14 protein-coding genes and 1 tRNA gene are annotated in these 17603 nt (G+C 51.1%); 5 read left to right on the top strand and 10 right to left on the bottom strand.

Annotated elements, in window-relative coordinates; all coding sequences use genetic code 11:
- Window positions 1–51: 51 nt before the first annotated feature.
- From KQI64_RS04835 to KQI64_RS04850, 4 genes are all read right to left on the bottom strand, one after another.
- Window positions 52–342: a hypothetical protein gene (locus KQI64_RS04835; RefSeq protein ID WP_216523603.1), complete on the bottom strand. Its 291-nt coding sequence runs from the start codon at window positions 340–342 to the stop codon at window positions 52–54.
- Window positions 343–365: 23 nt separating this feature from the next.
- Window positions 366–986 (bottom strand): hypothetical protein, encoded by a 621-nt coding sequence (locus tag KQI64_RS04840; protein ID WP_216523604.1) that lies wholly within the window; start codon window positions 984–986, stop codon window positions 366–368.
- A 213-nt stretch (window positions 987–1199) separates the two neighbouring features.
- A complete protein-coding gene (locus tag KQI64_RS04845) occupies window positions 1200–1706 on the bottom strand; it encodes a hypothetical protein (protein WP_216523605.1) in 507 nt (168 codons plus the stop codon).
- Complete coding sequence (locus KQI64_RS04850; RefSeq protein ID WP_216523606.1) at window positions 1693–7692, bottom strand: hypothetical protein; 6000 nt, start codon at window positions 7690–7692, stop codon at window positions 1693–1695. Before KQI64_RS04850 ends, KQI64_RS04845 begins: the two co-directional genes overlap by 14 nt.
- Window positions 7693–7876: 184 nt before the next feature.
- Here KQI64_RS04850 and KQI64_RS04855 point away from each other — a divergent pair.
- Both KQI64_RS04855 and KQI64_RS04860 read left to right on the top strand, forming a co-directional pair.
- Window positions 7877–7965, top strand: a tRNA-Ser gene (locus KQI64_RS04855).
- Between the two features lie 158 nt (window positions 7966–8123).
- Window positions 8124–9245, top strand: a complete 1122-nt coding sequence (locus KQI64_RS04860) for a low temperature requirement protein A (protein WP_216523607.1) — start codon at window positions 8124–8126, stop codon at window positions 9243–9245.
- Here the strand turns inward: KQI64_RS04860 and KQI64_RS04865 are convergent, their stop codons facing one another.
- Window positions 9246–9989, bottom strand: a complete 744-nt coding sequence (locus KQI64_RS04865) for a polysaccharide deacetylase family protein (RefSeq protein ID WP_216523608.1) — start codon at window positions 9987–9989, stop codon at window positions 9246–9248.
- A gap of 146 nt (window positions 9990–10135) precedes the next feature.
- A complete protein-coding gene (locus tag KQI64_RS04870; RefSeq protein WP_216523609.1) occupies window positions 10136–11131 on the bottom strand; it encodes a helix-turn-helix domain-containing protein in 996 nt (331 codons plus the stop codon).
- Between the two features lie 441 nt (window positions 11132–11572).
- Here KQI64_RS04870 and KQI64_RS04875 point away from each other — a divergent pair, with 441 nt between their 5' ends.
- Complete coding sequence (locus KQI64_RS04875) at window positions 11573–13018, top strand: hypothetical protein (protein WP_216523610.1); 1446 nt, start codon at window positions 11573–11575, stop codon at window positions 13016–13018.
- 91 nt (window positions 13019–13109) lie between these two features.
- On the opposite strand, the gene KQI64_RS04880 is transcribed toward KQI64_RS04875, so the two are convergent.
- Genes KQI64_RS04880 through KQI64_RS04890 form a run of 3 tightly spaced genes read right to left on the bottom strand, consistent with a single transcriptional unit; the run spans window position 13110 to window position 14886 of the window.
- Window positions 13110–13304: a hypothetical protein gene (locus KQI64_RS04880; protein WP_216523611.1), complete on the bottom strand. Its 195-nt coding sequence runs from the start codon at window positions 13302–13304 to the stop codon at window positions 13110–13112.
- A 21-nt stretch (window positions 13305–13325) separates the two neighbouring features.
- The gene (locus KQI64_RS04885) at window positions 13326–14549 is read right to left on the bottom strand and encodes a chloride channel protein (RefSeq protein WP_216523612.1); all 1224 of its coding nucleotides are present in this window, start codon (window positions 14547–14549) and stop codon (window positions 13326–13328) included.
- 16 nt (window positions 14550–14565) lie between these two features.
- A complete protein-coding gene (locus tag KQI64_RS04890) occupies window positions 14566–14886 on the bottom strand; it encodes a TfoX/Sxy family protein (RefSeq protein ID WP_216523613.1) in 321 nt (106 codons plus the stop codon).
- Window positions 14887–15057: 171 nt separating this feature from the next.
- Here KQI64_RS04890 and KQI64_RS04895 point away from each other — a divergent pair, with 171 nt between their 5' ends.
- On the top strand, window positions 15058–15441 hold the full coding sequence (locus tag KQI64_RS04895; protein WP_216523614.1) for a hypothetical protein: 384 nt from the start codon (window positions 15058–15060) through the stop codon (window positions 15439–15441).
- 70 nt (window positions 15442–15511) lie between these two features.
- On the opposite strand, the gene KQI64_RS04900 is transcribed toward KQI64_RS04895, so the two are convergent.
- Window positions 15512–15958 (bottom strand): GNAT family N-acetyltransferase, encoded by a 447-nt coding sequence (locus KQI64_RS04900; RefSeq protein ID WP_216523615.1) that lies wholly within the window; start codon window positions 15956–15958, stop codon window positions 15512–15514.
- A gap of 156 nt (window positions 15959–16114) precedes the next feature.
- On the opposite strand from KQI64_RS04900, the gene KQI64_RS04905 reads away from it, so the two are divergent.
- A complete protein-coding gene (locus KQI64_RS04905; RefSeq protein WP_216523616.1) occupies window positions 16115–17515 on the top strand; it encodes a helix-turn-helix transcriptional regulator in 1401 nt (466 codons plus the stop codon).
- Window positions 17516–17603 lie beyond the last annotated feature (88 nt).

Consider the following 17603-nt stretch of genomic DNA (forward strand, 5'->3'; position numbering starts at 1 on the left):
AAAAAATATCTGCACCCTTGTCACGAAAACTGACAGGGGTGCAGTTGTTTTTTATCCGCTTCTTATTCTGTAAATCAGCAGCAATGCCGCCGCCATACAAACTACCGACAGGATTATCCAGATAGCGGAACCGCCGGTCTGTACAGGCGTGCTGTCGGTTGGAGAAAGCGGCTCGGTGAAGGGCTGTGCAGTGGTTTGCTCCGTCGGTGCTTCTATACGGGCGATGACCTCGGTGCTGCCGCCGTGTCCGTCCTGCGCCGCGAACGCGATCGGCACAAACATGGCGATAAGGCTCAGGAGCATGAAAAAAATACACAAGCCCTTCAATATGCAATTTTTCATTTTTCCGGGAGCTCTTCAGCGCCTTACTGGTTCTCTATCGTGCTGAAAAATACCATGTAGCCGCTGTACTCGCCAACGATGTCCGCGAGGCTGTAGTCGCAGAGCTGAACCTGATTAATAACAAGCGAGCCGTTGACTTCTTCGCCGACGGTGGTGAAGCCCTTGAGGAAGTAGCCTGCCGCCTGAGTCATGGTATTGCGGTTGATGTTGATGGTGCTGTAGTTCAAATCCGCGGAGGGAACGTCAAATACCTGATACTTGAACTTCTTTGTCGGGTCGGACTTGTTTGCAATATAGAATTCCTGGTCGCCGTTGACGCTCGCGTTCTCGTCCTTGACATAGACGGAGATCTGCTGTGTATCGGCGTCAAGTCCCTCAGCCTTGTCGAGCGAAACGGTGTAGTCAACCGTCTTGTAGCTGTCCTTGGTGCTGTCGGCGGGCTGAGTCAGAGTTCCGAAATCAACAACGTCGGGAATAGTGATGATGTAGCTTACGTCGCCGGGCTGAGCGCCTTCAATGCGCGCCTTGACCTCGGTTTGTCCGCTCTGGCTGCTCTCGGTGAGCTGAGCCGCAGAAACGGAAACTGCGGATACCGCCGCCATTACAGCCGCGATCGCGACGGAAATGATTCTTTTGGTTTTCATTTGATTTGTCATCCTTTCAAATAATTTTTCTATTTACAAGGCAGAGCCTTGAGGCAACACCGCACAATTCGCGGTGCACGCCTTGCTTGAATATTATTCCGTCAGACTGCCCAAAAATCGGCACCCATACGTCAGTATGCGTACCGATTATTTGTACACTCTGACGAAAAATCTTACTTCGCAATTCGCACACCTGAATTATGCGGTATTGCCTTAATCAACAATCAGCTTAAATCCGGATTCGGCGGAATTGAGCGGTGTTTCGTCATCGTCGAGCATCACGCAGCGGTAAACGACTACCGCGTCGTATGTGCCCTTTTCAAGAGATTTGGAAAGAGGAATCTCCGTCACGCCCTGTCCGGGTTTTAAGAGCGGCGATTCATACAGCACCGTGCCGTCGCTGAGCTTTAAGGAAGCGTACATGCCGACCTTGTTCTCCTTCGGGTTGCCGATGCTAAGGCTGAGAGTATTCTCGCCGGCTTTCATCTCGGCGGTGGAGTAGCCCGGAATTTTTGTGCCGCTCTGCGCGGGATTTGAATCCTCGACTCCGGGATCCCAGTTGTCGGAAATTACGCCGACGACGCCCTTTGAGTCGACGGGCTTGCCGCCGCCGAACACTCCGCAGACCGCCATGATAATCACCGCGGCGGCGATAACGAGAACCGCCGCGGAAATTATTAATATAATCTTCTTTTTATTGCTTTGCTTATCTGTTTTCAAATCTGCGCCTCCTGAACATGGCGAATAACACAAGTCCGGCAAGGAGAACTGTCGTTGCGATAGCTGGAACGGACTCACCTGTCTTGACTGTGCCGTTGCCTGACGCGCTGCTGTTTGTCGCGCTGTCCTTTGTGGAGGCAGAGGTCGCCTTTGTTGCCGAGGTAGCCGAGGTAGCGTCCTGCACGGTGGAAGGTTCGGTGTTAGAGGTGGTTCCTTCTTCGTCGGGAGTTGTTGAAGCCGTGACAGCGAAGTCCATCGGAGCCGCGAGAGTGAATACCGCCTTGCCGTCGCTTACGCTGTCGGGAGCGATGCTGACCGCTTCTCCGCTCTCCGAGAGCGCGGTGAGTACGACGCTTGTGTTTCCGTCGACCGGAACGGAAATCTTCACGCCGTCCGCAGTCCATAGCTCCGCGGGAATGTAATTTCCGTCCGCGTCTGTTGTAGATACGGAGTACGCCGAGAGTATCTCGCCGCTTGCCGCCGCGCTCATAGCCTTGTACTCGTCGCTTGCGGGGTCGAGAGCCTGAGCCGTGACGTTCAGCGATTTATGCATCATACCGCTCATCTCGATGTTCTGAGCGAGGGTGAGCGTCTGCTGCTGCAGGAATATGCCCTGAACCGTCGGGTAGCCCTGATTGAAGTAGGTGTCGCCGTATTTTGTCTGCACCCACGTAACCGTATCGTCAGTCGCTTCGTTGAGCTTGGCGGCGAATGAGGGCTTGAGCATATCCGTGTTTTCGACAAGTATATTCGTGCTGTCAAGCGGTACAAGAGCGCGGCTCTCGTCTGCCTGAACACTTCCTGCCGCCGGAATGCTGTTTACGTTTGAGTAGAATACCTTGTGTACATCCTCCGAGCTGTTCGCCGCCGCAACGCTTCCCATGGAGTCAGTGTAGCCGCAGTTGACCTTGCCGGAGTTGTAGGAGCTGTTGATGCTGCCCGTGTTGAAGTACGCGATACCGCCAGAGAAACGGCAGGACTTCGATGCTGTGCCGACAGCTCCGTTGTTGGCGGTGCCGTAGATGCTGCCCTCGTTCTTTGCCGCGATACCGCCGCAGTTTGTGCCGGAAACGATAGCTCCGCTGCGGCAGCCGGTGATAGTTCCATTGTTGACAGCCGCGATACCGCCGCTGAATTCGCCGATGATGTGTGAGTTGTAGTCGGACGGAGTGATCTTAGCGCCCGAGGGAAGTGTGATCTTAGTCTTGCCGAGGACGTTTATGCCGCTTGTGCAGTGGTCGATGACGCCCTCGTTGAACGCCGCGATGCCGCCTGCGTATTTTGCTGAGGTGACGGAGTCGCTGTCGAATACCATAAGGTTTTTCACGGTTCCGCTCTTTCCGATATAATCGAACAGAGCCTCGTTTTCGGTGTTATTCATTCTCAGACCGATGATGCAGTAGCCATTGCCGTCGAAGGTGCCGCCGAACGGCTTGTCGGCGGTGCCGATGCCCTGAGTCCATTCGGAACCCTCGGGTACGAGAATGTTCTTTTCGAGATATGCGGAATCGGAATTGCTTCCGCCGTTGACCTTGTCGCGGAAGTCGCACAGCTCCTGATAGGTGCGGATACCGTGACCTGCAGGTTCTGTCGCAGGCTCTGTGGTCGGCTCAACAGTCGTTGGTTCGATTGTAGTAGGCTCAACTGTGGTTGGTTCAGCAGTTGCAGGTTCTGCTGTTGTAGGCTCAACTGTTGTGGGTTCCGCAGTTGTCGGTTCAGCAGTCGTCGGTTCGGCTGTGGTCGGTTCGACAGTCGTCGGCTCAACCGTTGTGGGTTCAGCGGTAGTCGGTTCCGTGGGCGGCTGCGGAGGATTTCCGTCCGGATAGTTGGAATAGCGGTTTTCGCTCTCGATGTAGTAGATCGTGCCGCGCGTCTTGTCGGGCAGAGGATAAATATCGGGAGTTTTGCCGTTGTCGATATTCTGGTACCACGCCTGAGTGCCGTCTGTCACGCCGTTGTTGAGCTTCCAGCCGGTTTCGCCTGATTTGAACTGATCGGCGGTGTGGACCGTAGAGTAATCGACAAAGGCAGCGCAGTTTTCAAGCGAATAACAGTTGCTGATATGGATTCTGTCTGACATAACGCCTGTAATGGAGCAGCCGGCGTATTCATCCAGAAGGGGCATACAGTGAAGATCGCCGTAGTTGTGGCAGTTGTTTATATTTACGTATTCCTTATCGCCGAAAAAGATCGAGGTATTGGGCGAGGAGATGATGCCCGAGGCGGTGGACAGTTTATCATTCGATTTGAAATTGCCGGTATTGGCGCAGTCTTCGATAGTGACAGAAGGCGATTGCGTCCTATACGCGATTCCCGCTGAACCGTAGATATCACCGTAGATATTACCGTAGTTGACACAGCGTGAAACCGTGTTGTCGTGATGGAGGGTTTCCGCTATGCCCGCAGCAAAGATGAACATATTGTACTTGCTGCCGTTGCTTTCGCCGTAGATGTCTACATACGAGTTTACGTCTGATATTGTGCAGTACTCCACATTTCCCGCCGCGACCGCCGTGAAGCGTACGGCGTGGGCTTCCGAGAGCTTTGCATCTTCGGAAACGTTATAGATGATCTCTGCCTTGCCCTTGATTGAGAAGTTCTGAATATGCGCCCATGTGCAATTCACGAACATACCGTAGCGCATATTTTCGTCGGTTGGGTCGGTGCACTCCTTATGGAAGTAGAAATCGTTGATGGTGAAGCCCTGTCCGTCAAATGTGCCGCTGAAATTGGTGATCGGCTCCCACTGAATGCTTTCGAGGGTGATGTCGTTCATCAGCTTGAACTTCGGCGAATTGTTCTGCTTGTCAAACCTCGCGTGTGTAGGGTCGTTTCTGACGAGCGCGGAGATCCAGAACAGATTGCCGGCGTTCCTGATCTCATAGAAGCCGTCAGTGCCGAGATGCGGCGTTTCATAAAGCCAGCAGTCGCGGCAGATGCCGTTGCGGAAATTGTGATATTCGGGAACGTTGATGGTAATGTCCTTCGCGGGCATGGTAAATGATTTGGTTTTGGCGCTTTCGTCAACGGTGAACGGCACTTCATTTGTTATATCCCTGCCGTATTTATCGGTGACGGTAAGCGGAACCGTCAGCGCGTCGTCTATGGTAGCGACAATCGTTGCGGTATCGCCTTCGTTGTACTTCATGTCATATACGCTGAGGGGTTTGCCGTCGCTGTCGGCGAAGAACAGACCTCGTTCATGCTCAACTGAATCGCGGATAGAAGCGACATACATCTTGTCGTTTTCCTCAAATTCGGGAACAACCACGATGTTCTCGGGATTTTCCGCGTCAAATGTCACGGTGTAGTCGTTGTCCTTTATGGTGACGGGATAATCCCTGCCGCTGCTTTCGCCGTGCGCACTGACGGATTTCAGAACGTGGCTGCTGTCAGTCACCGCGACAAGCTTCGCTTCCTCGCCGGGGTTGAAGGAAACGGGAATGAAATCCCAGCCGCTGTAAAGCCAGTCGCCGCCGACGGTCATATAGCTGGTGGGCTTGCCGTTTTTGTCGTAAATAAATTTGGTATCGTCAAATTTCAGCAGCTTGCCCGATTTATCGTAATCCGCGTCGACATAGACGTCCTGCGCCGGCATGGTGAAGGTATACGCCCGTTCGGTGGGAGCAAAGCACTGAGCGTCGGAGGGTGAAACAACAATATCCTTCAGCTCATGATTTACGGGGTCGGTGGTGTCGGAGTCGAGCAGCCAGACTTTTGTAACGGTTCCGCTCTCATAGGGACGGACAAAGACCGTGACAGTTTCTCCCTCGACAAAATCCTTGCGTGAAATGCTGTCGTGCTCGCCGAACTGCAAATCTCCGTCAAAGGAATTGAGCAGTGTGACGTTGTAGCGCGGGGCAGAGGCGTCCTTCGTTGACACACTGACGGTGCAGTCCTGATACGGAGAGGAGAAAACCAGCTTGTAGGTGCCGTCGCTTAGTTCGCAGAGCATATCTGAAACGTCAACGGTTTTCTGTTCGCCTGTCTCGTTGTCCTTAATGGTCTGAGTGCTGTTGAAAAGTGTGGTCATTTCGCTTCCGTCGGCACGCAGCAGACGGATCTTGTCAATGACCTTGCCGCTTTCGGGAGTCATCTGAAGCTCGACCTCTGAACCGCTTGTGAGCTTTTCACCGCTGTCGGCGAGCTTTTTGCCGCCGCAGTACAGCGATACCGCCGTGCCGCTGCCCTCAGCCTTGAGGTTCCTGCTGATGGTCTCATAGTTTTTCATGATGACCGTTACAGGCTTGTTGCCGCTGTTGCGGATATCGGCGATTTTCATGTTGAACTGGTTCGAGCTTGCCGAGCCGTAGATCGGCATGGACTCGTTGATTATCTGAACCTTGTTGCTGGAGTTGTCGTAGCCGCTTTCATACAGGATGACATAAGCGCCCGTTTTCAAGTCGTCATAATTGCTTGACGCTCCCTTGTGAGTGTTCTCGATGTTCGCCGTCTGGCTCAAGCCGGCGTTTTTGCGGAGGTAAGTGTCAAGGTAGTTGCCCGATGAATCCCAGATATTCGGCGAGAGCAGATCGTCCAGCTCTCCGCCGTTAGCAATGGTCTTAAAACCGCGGTCTCTGTTTTTTTCGTTTGTCATTTGCAGGTTGAAATAGTCCTGCGACACGCAGTAATCATGCGGTCCGTTATAGTTATAATACAGGTATTGTGCGCAAAAATGAGTTTTTTCATCATAGTAGTTGCTGACGGCATAAACAGAGGATTTTCCGTAGGGCTTTACAAGATAAAACATGTGGTCGGCGTCGGTAGCGCGCGCCCTCATCGTTCTTGTCAGATCCTGAAGAACATTATCCTCAACCACATGTTCTTCTTCGTAAATATAATCCATCTGCATGTTTTGCTTTATGTCATATCCGCGCATGAGTGTGGTAAGCTCTTTCTGATAGATCGAGCAAAGCTGATAAACGCCGCGGACTGCCTTTTTCTGCCGTTCGTCAAACAGCGACCATGTAGTGTAAACCGCTTCCTGACGCTCCGACTCCTTGGTCTTGTTGTCGCAGTAGCCCGCGTCGGAGTTGAGCATGCACGCCTTGTAGCCGGCGTAAAGCTGATAGGCGGTCAGATATGTAATAAGCGGAGACGCCGCGTTGCCTATGCTTGCGGACATCAGGTCGTACATCTGGTTTTCGCCGACTATCTGCGCCTTATAGCATTCCTTCGCGTAATCAAGGTATGTCAGATTATCGGTGCGGTTGCCCCATTTGCCGCTGTCCGACAAATCGTCAGCGAGCGCCTGCGTCGGAGAATACGGAGAGATCAGCTCCAGATATCTGTCCAGATCGCTGTCGAAGTTGATATCGTCCTGATGTTCAATCGAATCGGCGCTGTCGGTTTTGAATCCGTCGTAGTAGGACGAAACAGCGGCGTAGGCGGTTTGAAGATTGTGATAATCCTCATACAGCTGGTTTTCGGTAACGTCGGGATTATTCGAGTCGTCGCAGTACTTTTGCAGCGCGGTGTTGAGATCGGTAAAGTTTTTGATGACGTTGTTGTACTTGTCGTCAAACGCGCGCGCCTGAGTGACCTTGTCATTGAACTCGTATTCCGTGAGGAGCACGTTCATCTGTGACAGCAGGCTGTTAGTGTGAGAGCTTGCCGCACGGACGGTCAGATCAAGCTCAGAGAGCTGCTGCTGGATCTCATCGCACGCAGCGAGAATTTTTGAGTTGGTGACTCCCTGACCGCCGCCGAGGATTTTTCTCGTGGCGTTGAGCACCTTCTGAACGCTCTCGTTTTCGGTCGAAGAAGCCGCCTTGCCCAATCCGGCGAGGATAGTGCGGTCGATCAGGTCGTAGGCGAACTTATTCATTTCCTTGAGGGCAAGGCTGGTCACAATGCCGCCGACAGTCTCATCTGAGATGCGGGCCGCCGAAACCACGGCGGGCAGGACGCAGGATACGGCTATCAGCAAAGCCAGTAACCCCGATGTGACGATAAGCCCTGCTTTTTTGGATATTCGCGTAAGCATATACAACACTTCCTTACAATTTTTCATTATTAGTATATCAAAAAATTACTCTCTTTTCAATAGTTTTGAAACAAAATGTTGATATTTCGGACAAACGTTTGCCTTTATTAAATGAATGCCGCCGGATATCGGAAAACCCTTGACAATTTGCTCAAAACAATGTAAAATATATAAAGTTGAATACGGAGACGTATCGAAGCGGTCATAACGGGGCTGACTCGAAATCAGTTAGGGAGCAATCCCCCGCGGGTTCGAATCCCGCCGTCTCCGCCAGATATGCCATGATTACGCATGGCTCAGTGAGTAGTGAACAGTGAACAGCGAATAGTTTATTATAGATTTACCCCAAAGGATATTTCTGTATTATTCGTTATTCTCTGTTCACTATTCTTTATTCTCTGAAAAAGCACGAAGGTGAGAGCATGGTTGAGATGAAAAAAGAAAAAAAGGTCGAATATCTTGAGCTGATATACGACCTTATATTTGTATTTATTATCGGGCGCAATAACGCGCTGCTGCACCATGTCGACAACGGCTACGTCACTCAGGGCAGCTTTTTCGCCTATGTAGTCTGCACGCTCGCCGTCATTCAGATATGGAACTTCACGACGTTCTACATAAATATCTACGGCAGAAACGGCGTGCGCGACCATGTTTTCCTGTTTATCAATATGTATCTGCTCTACCACATGGCTGACGGAATATCGGTGGGGTGGGAGAGCTCGTTTTACCGCTTCAACATCGCGTGGGCGCTGATTCTCGTCAATATCGGCGTGCAGCACATAATTGAGCTGCGCAACCAGAAGGACGCTCCGTGGGAGACGCTGCAGCTAAAGCGCAAGGCGGCTATTTTGTTCACAGAAGCTGCTCTTGTCGGCGTTCATGTGCTCGTTTATTCGCTTACGGGAGTGTCAGTCGCCTATATCCCCATAGCGTTCGGCATTGTCGCTACGATCCTTTCGGGCAACCTCAACCGCATGGTGCCCGTGGATTTCGCGCATCTTTCCGAGCGCGCCATGCTCTATGTCGTGTTTACCTTCGGCGAGATGATTATTTCGCTTTCCTCGTATTTCACGGGAGAAATTACCGTAAGCGGCATTTATTTCTCAACAATGGGATTTTTGATAGTCGTCGGTCTGCTGCTGTCATACGGCGTTCTGTACAACAGGATCATCGACCGCGAGACTATCACCCACGGCACCGGTTACATGATGATCCATGTGTTTATGATTTTCGCGCTGAACAATATCTCCGTAGCGCTTGAGTTTATGCGCGACGGAGAGGTCAATCTCCTCCAAAAGACTGTACTTCTAGTCGGCTCGATGGTGCTGTACTTCACATTCATGTTCCTTACGGAGAAATACGCGAAGCACAAGTGCGCCTTTACGCGCAAAAACGCTCTGACTCTCTGTGCTTTTGCCTCCTGCTTTATCGCTTCAATGCTGCTGCTGCGCGAGCTTCCGTACGCTAATATTGCGGTCACTGTGATTTTTGTTTACGCGGTGTTTATCATGCTGTATTTACAGGGCAAACGCGCGGAGCAAACACTATGATCACGTGCCGTAAAGCTCGCGGTTGGTGACGAATTTAATGTCCTTGGCGCGCGACAGAGCCTGAAACATTCGCTCAATGTGCTCCCAGCAGGCGAGAGACGTTCCGTAGTCGAGCTCGTAGCTGTGACCCCACATTACAAAAACCATGTCGTCCCTGCCCGCGGGAGCGCTGATAAACTCACTGAGCAGTTCGTCGGCGAACGGGTCACAGTGGCGGCAGGTCGGCATCAGGATAAGGCTGCTGCGGTCAAAGGAAAGGTCCTTGGGGCGTTGGCGCGATACTCTTCTCGCGTACAGCGCGCCGTTTTGCCTGAGCGCGTCGATCACATTGCCGTTAAATGTGTCCTTCGGAAACGCGTGACCGAAGATACGGCAGCCAAACCGCTCCGACAGTCTCCTGAAATCTCTCGTGATCTCCTCCTCAGCCTGAATTTTTGTCAGATCAGACTGCACCAGATGATGCGTTCCGTGACTCGCGACTTCGACGTTCGGGCTTGAGTAGACCCTGAGAGCTTCCTTTTCGCTCAGAATATAGTGGTTAACGTACAGCTCCGGGTGCATAGGGTCGGCTTCAAGGGCGGTTTTGCCGCCGTTTCCGACGCGTTTAATGTATGTTTTCCGCCCGAATATTCCGCTGCTTATGTTGAATGTACCCTTGATCCCGTACCTTTCCATAAGCCCGATAAGGCGGATATCCTGTTCGGTGCCGTCGTCAAATGAAAGTGTAAAAAGCTTTTCGCCCATAGTGCGTTCTCCTTGTGAGGTGTTTGTTTTATTGTAAGCTCAAACGGGTTTTGTGTCAATACACTAAAAAATCAAAGAACCGGCTCAAACCTTATTTCTGGGCTTGAGCCGGTTCTTTCAGCGTATAGGAGTTAAAAAAGGAAATATCATTGTTTTAGTTTTGCTCTGCGGCGGTATTCAAGCGGATTCATTCCGAAGTATTTTTTGAAGCAGATACCAAACTTGGTCTGACTGCGGAAGCCGACCTTGAGCGAGATTTCGAGCACCTTTAACGAGGTGTTTTCAAGCAGATTGGCTGCCATTCCCATACGGACGTTGTTCTGGTACTCGTGGTATCCCACGCCGAAGTAGCCGCGGAAATAGCTTTTCAGGCTGGTTTCGCTGATTCCGAAGCGGGCGGCAAGCTCCTTGGCGGAGTGGCGCACGCTCAGATCCTTGCAGATGATGTCGCGGGTCTGCCGCGCTATTTCGATCTGGGTGTTTGTATAGTATTTACGTTCAAGTCCGTCGGCCTCGGTGTTTCCGTTAGAGATAAGGATCATAAGCTCCATAACCTTGACGGAGATCATATCGAATTTCGACTCCTCCGCGCAGCTTATGATTTCCTTGGCAATCTCAGCCATTTTCTTGTCCGCGGTTATTATCATGGGTTCGTTTCTGCTCTTGATGCGCTTGTAGATTTTTTCGGGCGCGGACTCCGAATTGTTGTAATCTCTCATTTTTTCGAGCCATTTTGAGTTGAGAAAAGCTACGCACTGAAAGCCCTCAAAGTCGCCGCTGAATATACGCATTTTTTTTGCCGGTTTGCCGCAGTTTATCGCGATTTCACCGCCCGAGATATAGAACTGACGGTCGTCAACCATTGTGGTTTCGCATCTGCCCTTAATGCAATAGCTGATTTTTATTCGTTCGGTGGGCAGGTTTGCGAGCTTTCCGGCATCCGCCGATAAAATAACATCATCGCCCGAATTAAAAACGAATGTGTCAAATGCAAGACCCGAATCAATCATAAATAACTGAACCGTGCCGCTGCATTTTCCGTCGGAGTTAAGCACTCTGACGGTTCCGGTGTGAGTCTTTTCATCAAACTCCGTCACCGCATTCGGGACGCTGCTGCAATACTGCATAATAATATTTCTCATAAACTACCTCAAAGTATTCCTTAAAAAACCCTAAAAAACCCTTCATTTTTCACCTTCGTTAATTATTATACATAAACAACCGTGTTTTGTCGCCTAACAAATGGAAAAATTAGCCCAAACAGCAACGAAATAAATGAGAAATGAGAAGAATCAGCACAAGAAAATCGTCATACTGTTGTGCAAGCTATACAGATATTGAATAAAAATAATGCCTAATTATTTATAATTAATTACTCCAAACAGAAACAGATGTCAAGAAAGACGAATAATATGGCTGTTTGAGAGTGAAAATCGATGTATTTTGAGAATATTCGACAATTAAGGAATCAGGAATCCAAAGATCTGATAAAATACAAAAAAATCAATATATGAGCATATTTATTTAAGCTTTTTTTAATCTTCGGGGAGTATCATACAGTCAAAACAAAGGAGGTAATCGTTATGAAAGCCAAAATCAGTAAATCCTATATGATATTAATATCCCTTTTAACAGCTGCCGCGGCAGCGATTTCAATCAGCGGCTGCTCAGATCAGCTGTCATCTGTCACAGAATCCTCGGCGCAGGCTGAGACAACTCAGACGGCGACCACCGCCGCTCAGACTCAGGCGTCGACGGCGGCTCAGACGAAGCGTCTTTCCGAGAGCGACATCACTGTCAATGAAACGATCTCAAACAGCGAGGACGGCGGACACGCGATTACCGCCGGCGGTGAGAGCGCGGACTACAGCCACGTGCTTGTCACCAAAACAGGTGAAGCCGACGGCGACGAGGCGGATTTCTACGGCGAGAACGCCGCGATATTCGCGACTAACGGCGGCACGCTGAATCTCAGCAACATCGTTGTCAAGACCGACGGAACCCACGCGAACGGCGTATTCAGCTACGGTGACGGAACCACCGTAAAAATCTCCGACTCCTACATCAACACCACGGGCAACTGCTCCGGCGGTCTGATGACGACGGGCGGCGGCACAATGAACGCCTCGAACCTGACGATCGAGACCTCGGGCAACTCCTCGGCGGCGATCCGTTCAGACAGAGGAGGCGGCACCGTCAACGTCGACGGCGGCTATTATTCGACGAGCGGCAAGGGCTCTCCGGTGATTTACTCGACAGCGGATATCACCGTGAGCAACGCTGAAATGGTATCTACCGCTTCTCAGGGCGTAGTTGTCGAGGGCAAGAACTCAGTCACTCTCAATAACGTCAGTCTTACAGCCGACAACAATACCAAGAACAGCAACAAGTCGAGCTACTATCAGGCGGTCATGATTTATCAGTCAATGTCCGGCGACGCGGCTCAGGGTCTGTCCTCGTTCACAATGAACGGCGGCAGTCTTGTCAACAAGAACGGCGACGTGTTCTTTGTAAATAACACAGCCACAGATATCACGCTAAGCAACGCCTCTATCACTAACGAGGGCGACGGCGTGTTCCTCAGAGCGGCTGCGGCAGGCTGGGGCAGCGAGGGAAACAACGGCGGTCAGGTCAACCTCAACGCTTCCAGACAGACTATCAACGGCGACATGCTCGTCGACAGCATATCCACGCTGAATCTCTATCTCAAGAGTAATTCGAGCTTCACGGGAGCGATCAACCCCGACGGCGCCGAGGGCAGCGTATACGTGGAAATCGAGAAGGGCTCCACATGGACTCTGACAGGCGATTCCTACATCTCCGCACTTACCTGCGACGCGGATTCGATCAACCTCAACGGCCACAAGCTCTATGTGGACGGCAAGGAGTACACCGAGGGCACGGCTTCTCAGGGCGACGCGATCGAAATCAAGGTTTCGACCTCCTCAGGCGGTCACGAGGCTCCTCCGGACGGCAACAAACCCGGCGGAAATCCTCCCGAAGGCAATCCGCCCGCAAAGCCGGACTGATTCAGCGGATAGTATAAAAAACAGAGAATAAAAAAGAGCGGCATGAAGGAAGCCACTGTTTGCGCGGGCTTCCGGCATGCCGCCTATATTTTTACAAACTGTCGTAGCAGGTGCCGGTAAGCTGACCTTGCCTTGACTTGACAAAGACGACTATCTCGCGCACCTCGTCGCTGATTTCATGACAGCGGATTTCGAGTATCTCAGGATGTTCGCGTTCGATTTTTGTTACGGGTAAATTATAGCGCTTAACATGTGTACCTTCAATGTTTTTGGCGGAAAGATGCAAAAATACGCGGTGAGTTGCAGTTTATTCAGCCTTCGCGGATTTTCCGAACAGCCTCGGAAGGTCGATGAATCCGCCGAGTGCCGCGGCTCCGAGCATAACGGGCACGAGCTGCCACGGAAACAGAATCAGAAGCAGCAGGGTAACCGCAACGGGCTTTTTGATAATACTGCCAAGCAGAGCCGCAGTGACGACAGCCATGCAAAGCCCTGAATCTATGCCGATTATCATCGAGAACGCGTACCCCGCGGCGATCCCCGAGAAGATAACGGGGAAGAAGTGACCGCCCTTGAGCCACGACGCGATACAGACGTTAGTCAGAAACAGCTTGACGACGGCGATGACCAGCAGCATGATAACGCCTATCGTCCTTCCGTCGGAAAGGACTTTTTCGATTTCGTGCTCGCCTGAGAACATCGTCAGCGGAAGAAGCGTTCCGATTAAGCCGAGAGCCAGACCGCCGATTGCGCAGCGTACCACGGCGTTTTTGACAAAACCGAAAAGAAAATGGGTCAGCTTTTCAAAGGCGAGAAACAGAGCGCCGAGAACAATGCCGACGAGAGTGAGCAAAATAGCCCATAGCAGGTGGATAAGCTCATAACCGCCGAATTCGATAGCGGGAAAGCCCGTGCTGCCGCCGGTCAGCTTGTTGAGAAGGATAAAAATTCCGAACGAGCTGAGAATAGCAAGAATGTAAAGCACGGTTTTTGACGCCTTCGGGAGCTTTGCGTCAGCCTCGCCCTCGAGAGGTTCGACAAATCCGAACATAGGCGAGCGGAAAATCGTCGCTAGAGTCGCGCTCGCACCGATTGCGGCGAGATCCTCTGATTCCTTGTAGTAGCGCTTGAGCTTGTCGCCGACCCAGCAGCACAGACCGACGATAACTCCGGTCAAGCCCGCCTCGGGACCGATCGACGCGCCCAAAAGCAGCGGAAACAGAGCCGCGCCCAGAATTACGAACAGATTATGATACGGGTAACGTCCGTTCTTTTTGAGCTTTCCGAGAACAACCGTCAGTTCCTCGGGGTAGTCGCCGAATTTGAGCTTGTACAGACCGACAAGCACCGAGCCGAAAAGACATACTCCGACGGTATAAAACGGAAAATTGAGCTTTGAGGGAAGAAAATCCCACAGAAAGCCGATTCCGAGGTTCATCACCCTCAAAAACGCCCAGACTATCGCTCCCGTGATAATGCCCAGCAGGACGGTGTAGAGTATTCCGATAAGCTTGTTTTTCAATCGAGCCATAATTTCACCCCAATATTTATTTCTTCGTTCTTTTCTTCGGCGCCGGCAGCTCGTCCGCGACGGAGTTAAGCAGCTTTTCCATCAGTTGGCTGTCCTCGGGTTCGGTGACGAGGAGCATTTCCTTTGCGCCGGGGTACGGTTCCTCAAGCGGAGCGTCCGGCAGAAGCTCACGCGCGGATTTTACAGGCTTGATGAGGAAGCGGTTGTCGTAAAGACCGCCGACGACCTTTCCTTTGCAGTAAATGACGTATTCGCCCATCATCGCGCGGTGAGAGATTTCATCGATACCGCCGAGCTGTTCGAGTATGTATTGCAGGTATTCCTTTGAGGTAGCCATAAAAATTCTCCTTTTTCTGTATTTATACTTAAATTTTACCACGTAAAAGGCTTGAGCGCAACAGAAAAATGTATAAGATTGCAGAATCTGATGACAATTATTGATTATTTCAATTTAATATTGTATAATGACCTTGCAGAAATGCAATATCTTCAGAAAGGTTGATTCTCAATGGCATTCGGAGTAAAAATCAAGACAGTTAAAACCGCAAACAAATATACAATTGAATCCTTCTACGAGGCGATCAAGGACAAGAAATTCACAGCTGGCGAGCCTTCACTCACAAAGCACGGCCTTGCGTATGTAATCACTTTCCCCGCTCTCGACAAGAGAAATCAGGTTTGGATCATTCGCGCGGGTCTGGGTCAGGAATCCAACAAGTTCCAGGTTCAGAAGCAGGAGCAGGCAGGTATGGGCAACATGATGCAGAACGCCGCTCTCGACGGTCTTACAAGAGGCTGGGCAGGCGTAGGCAAGGTTTTCGGAAACACCGCTAAGGAATGCGAGAAGCTCGTTGAGAAAACCGCTGAGGAGCTCAACGCTCTCGGACTTTGATTCGATAACATAGTCTATAAAACAAAAGGACGGCTCGAGCCGTCCTTTTCCGCGTTTAAATATTCCAAACCTATCTGTGCACATACATTCTTGAAGGCTCGGGGTCGCTGCCCTGAACCATGCAGTAAAATTCCCAGCCGTAACGCTCGTAAAAGCCCGTGTGGTCGGTGATGAGATAAACCGGGGAAATGCCCTTGGACTTCAGATCGTCGACAGCCATATTCAGCAGCCTGCCCGCGATGCCCTGACCGCGGCAGCTTTCCTCGGTGTACACCGCGCAGACGTTCGGGTACAAGTCTTTTCTCTCGTGAAAATCGTTCTCGATAACGCCCAGGCCGCCTACGATTTTTTCTCCGTCAAGACAGAGATACCAGCCGTACTCGGTTTTTCCGCTCAGGTATTCGTCCATGCACTCGAGATACGCTTCCTCAGGCACGCCCCATTTTGAGCTGAACCAAGTCGCAGCTTCGTTTTCGAGACCGGGACGCTCGCGGAGAGTGATGTATTCGTATTTCATATTATCATTCCTTTCAAAATTATTTTGCTACGTTAAATATAACACATCTCGCGCTGAAAATCTATATTTTTGTCAATTTGTAATAATTCTATTGAAAAAAACTTGCTGTTCCGCTATAATAATTGTGTTGCTGACAAGAATCAGGGAGAAAAGATAATGAAAAATATTCTGAGTTCCTTACAAAAGAATATAAATATAAGAATGACCGTTCTGTTCTCAGCGTTTATGTTTGTGCAGTTTATCATTCTGCGCATGAGCAATCAGGCGGGACGCGGATATCTTGAACAACAGCACCAGGAGCTTGTTTACCTATTTGTGCAGCTTGTGGTTATCTGCGGCTTCTTCTCACATGCGCTGATAAAGTCGGTGGTCAAGCGGGAAAGAACCTACAAGGCTATTGTGCTTGCCGCTCTGCTGCTTTGTATGGCGGGAACGGCGGTGCTGCTGTTCAGTCCGCCGGATTCGCTGTTTTATCTCGCGGCAACAGGGTTCAGCGTTTATTTTCTCGGTTGCACCGGCGGCGCGGTCTATTACCGTCTCGCGGCGCTCACAGCGAAAAAGGCGCGTTCGGGACTGTGCGTCGGCGTCGGTTACTCCGCTGCGGTCGCGCTGCAGTTCTTCCTGCAGCTGCAGTGGACGGTGATTCCCGCAATTGCCGTGCTGCTTCTTGCCTCGTTCGGCGTGATGGGCTTTCTGCTGATAAAAAACACCGAAGCCATTGCGCCTGCCAAAGAGGGAAGATCCTTTACGCCGCGTTCCATTTTGTTTTACACATCGGTAATTACCCTTGCTCTGCTGATTTTTACGAGCTATTACAACAGCTATATCCACCATTTGCAGGTCGCGTCCGGCTATACCGATTATAATGTCTACACATGGCCGCGGCTTCTTATGATACCCGCCATTCTTCTGTTCGGCATTCTTGCCGATATCCGGGGCGGAAAATTCCTTCCGCTGGGCACATTGTGCGTGGTTGTGATAGCGCTTCTGAACACGGTGCTGCTCGGCAAGGAAACCTACATTCTCAACATGTGCCTGTACTACGTCGCTCTCACCGTAGTGATCGCGTACTACAACCTGACTTTTCTGCGGCTTGCCGCGAGGACAAAGCACCCCGCGGTCTGGGCTGTCATGGGAAGAGTGCTCGACAGCGCAGCGGTTGTGCTCTCGATTTCGCTCAAGTTCTCGGCTCTTTCTCAGGTCGCGGTGCTTATCATCGACATTGCGGCTCTTGTCATTGTGATCGTGATGATGGCCCTCACGGGCGCGTTTGATTTTTCGGGACACGCTGCGCAGGAGCCGCAGCCCGAAGCGGAAAAAGCTGAGGAGCCTGAGCCGGATGCGGATTTATTCAGCGCTATCGGGGACAGCTGCCGCATCACGCCCTCTGAGATGAAGGTGCTGCGTGAGCTTGTCACCACAGACGACAAGCAGGACGTGATAGCCGCAAGGCTTAATATCTCGGTCAGCACTCTGCGGCACCATGTCACGTCGATATACAAAAAGACGGGCGTCCAGACGCGCTCGGCTCTGTGCAAGCTCGTAATGAACAATTGACAAGTGATTTTTTGTGAAAAAAACCGCATAAAAAGCCACATAGCAGGAACATTCTATATCCTTTTTACGAGAACTATGCTAAAATAAT

Origin of the sequence: Lachnoclostridium sp. MSJ-17, from assembly GCF_018918205.1 — a bacterium.
Taxonomy (GTDB): domain Bacteria; phylum Bacillota; class Clostridia; order Oscillospirales; family Acutalibacteraceae; genus Ruminococcoides.

Excerpts from the sequence above, each read along its gene's own strand:
- KQI64_RS04875 (WP_216523610.1), top strand. The coding sequence starts at position 11,573 with ATGAAAGCCAAAATCAGTAAATCCTATATGATATTAATATCCCTTTTA.
- KQI64_RS04860 (WP_216523607.1), top strand. The coding sequence starts at position 8,124 with ATGAAAAAAGAAAAAAAGGTCGAATATCTTGAGCTGATATACGACCTT.
- KQI64_RS04905 (WP_216523616.1), top strand. The coding sequence starts at position 16,115 with ATGAAAAATATTCTGAGTTCCTTACAAAAGAATATAAATATAAGAATG.
- KQI64_RS04900 (WP_216523615.1), bottom strand. The coding sequence starts at position 15,958 with ATGAAATACGAATACATCACTCTCCGCGAGCGTCCCGGTCTCGAAAAC.
- KQI64_RS04835 (WP_216523603.1), bottom strand. The coding sequence starts at position 342 with ATGAAAAATTGCATATTGAAGGGCTTGTGTATTTTTTTCATGCTCCTG.
- KQI64_RS04850 (WP_216523606.1), bottom strand. The coding sequence starts at position 7,692 with ATGCTTACGCGAATATCCAAAAAAGCAGGGCTTATCGTCACATCGGGG.
- KQI64_RS04870 (WP_216523609.1), bottom strand. The coding sequence starts at position 11,131 with ATGAGAAATATTATTATGCAGTATTGCAGCAGCGTCCCGAATGCGGTG.
- KQI64_RS04865 (WP_216523608.1), bottom strand. The coding sequence starts at position 9,989 with ATGGGCGAAAAGCTTTTTACACTTTCATTTGACGACGGCACCGAACAG.
- KQI64_RS04840 (WP_216523604.1), bottom strand. The coding sequence starts at position 986 with ATGAAAACCAAAAGAATCATTTCCGTCGCGATCGCGGCTGTAATGGCG.
- KQI64_RS04890 (WP_216523613.1), bottom strand. The coding sequence starts at position 14,886 with ATGGCTACCTCAAAGGAATACCTGCAATACATACTCGAACAGCTCGGC.
- KQI64_RS04895 (WP_216523614.1), top strand. The coding sequence starts at position 15,058 with ATGGCATTCGGAGTAAAAATCAAGACAGTTAAAACCGCAAACAAATAT.
- KQI64_RS04885 (WP_216523612.1), bottom strand. The coding sequence starts at position 14,549 with ATGGCTCGATTGAAAAACAAGCTTATCGGAATACTCTACACCGTCCTG.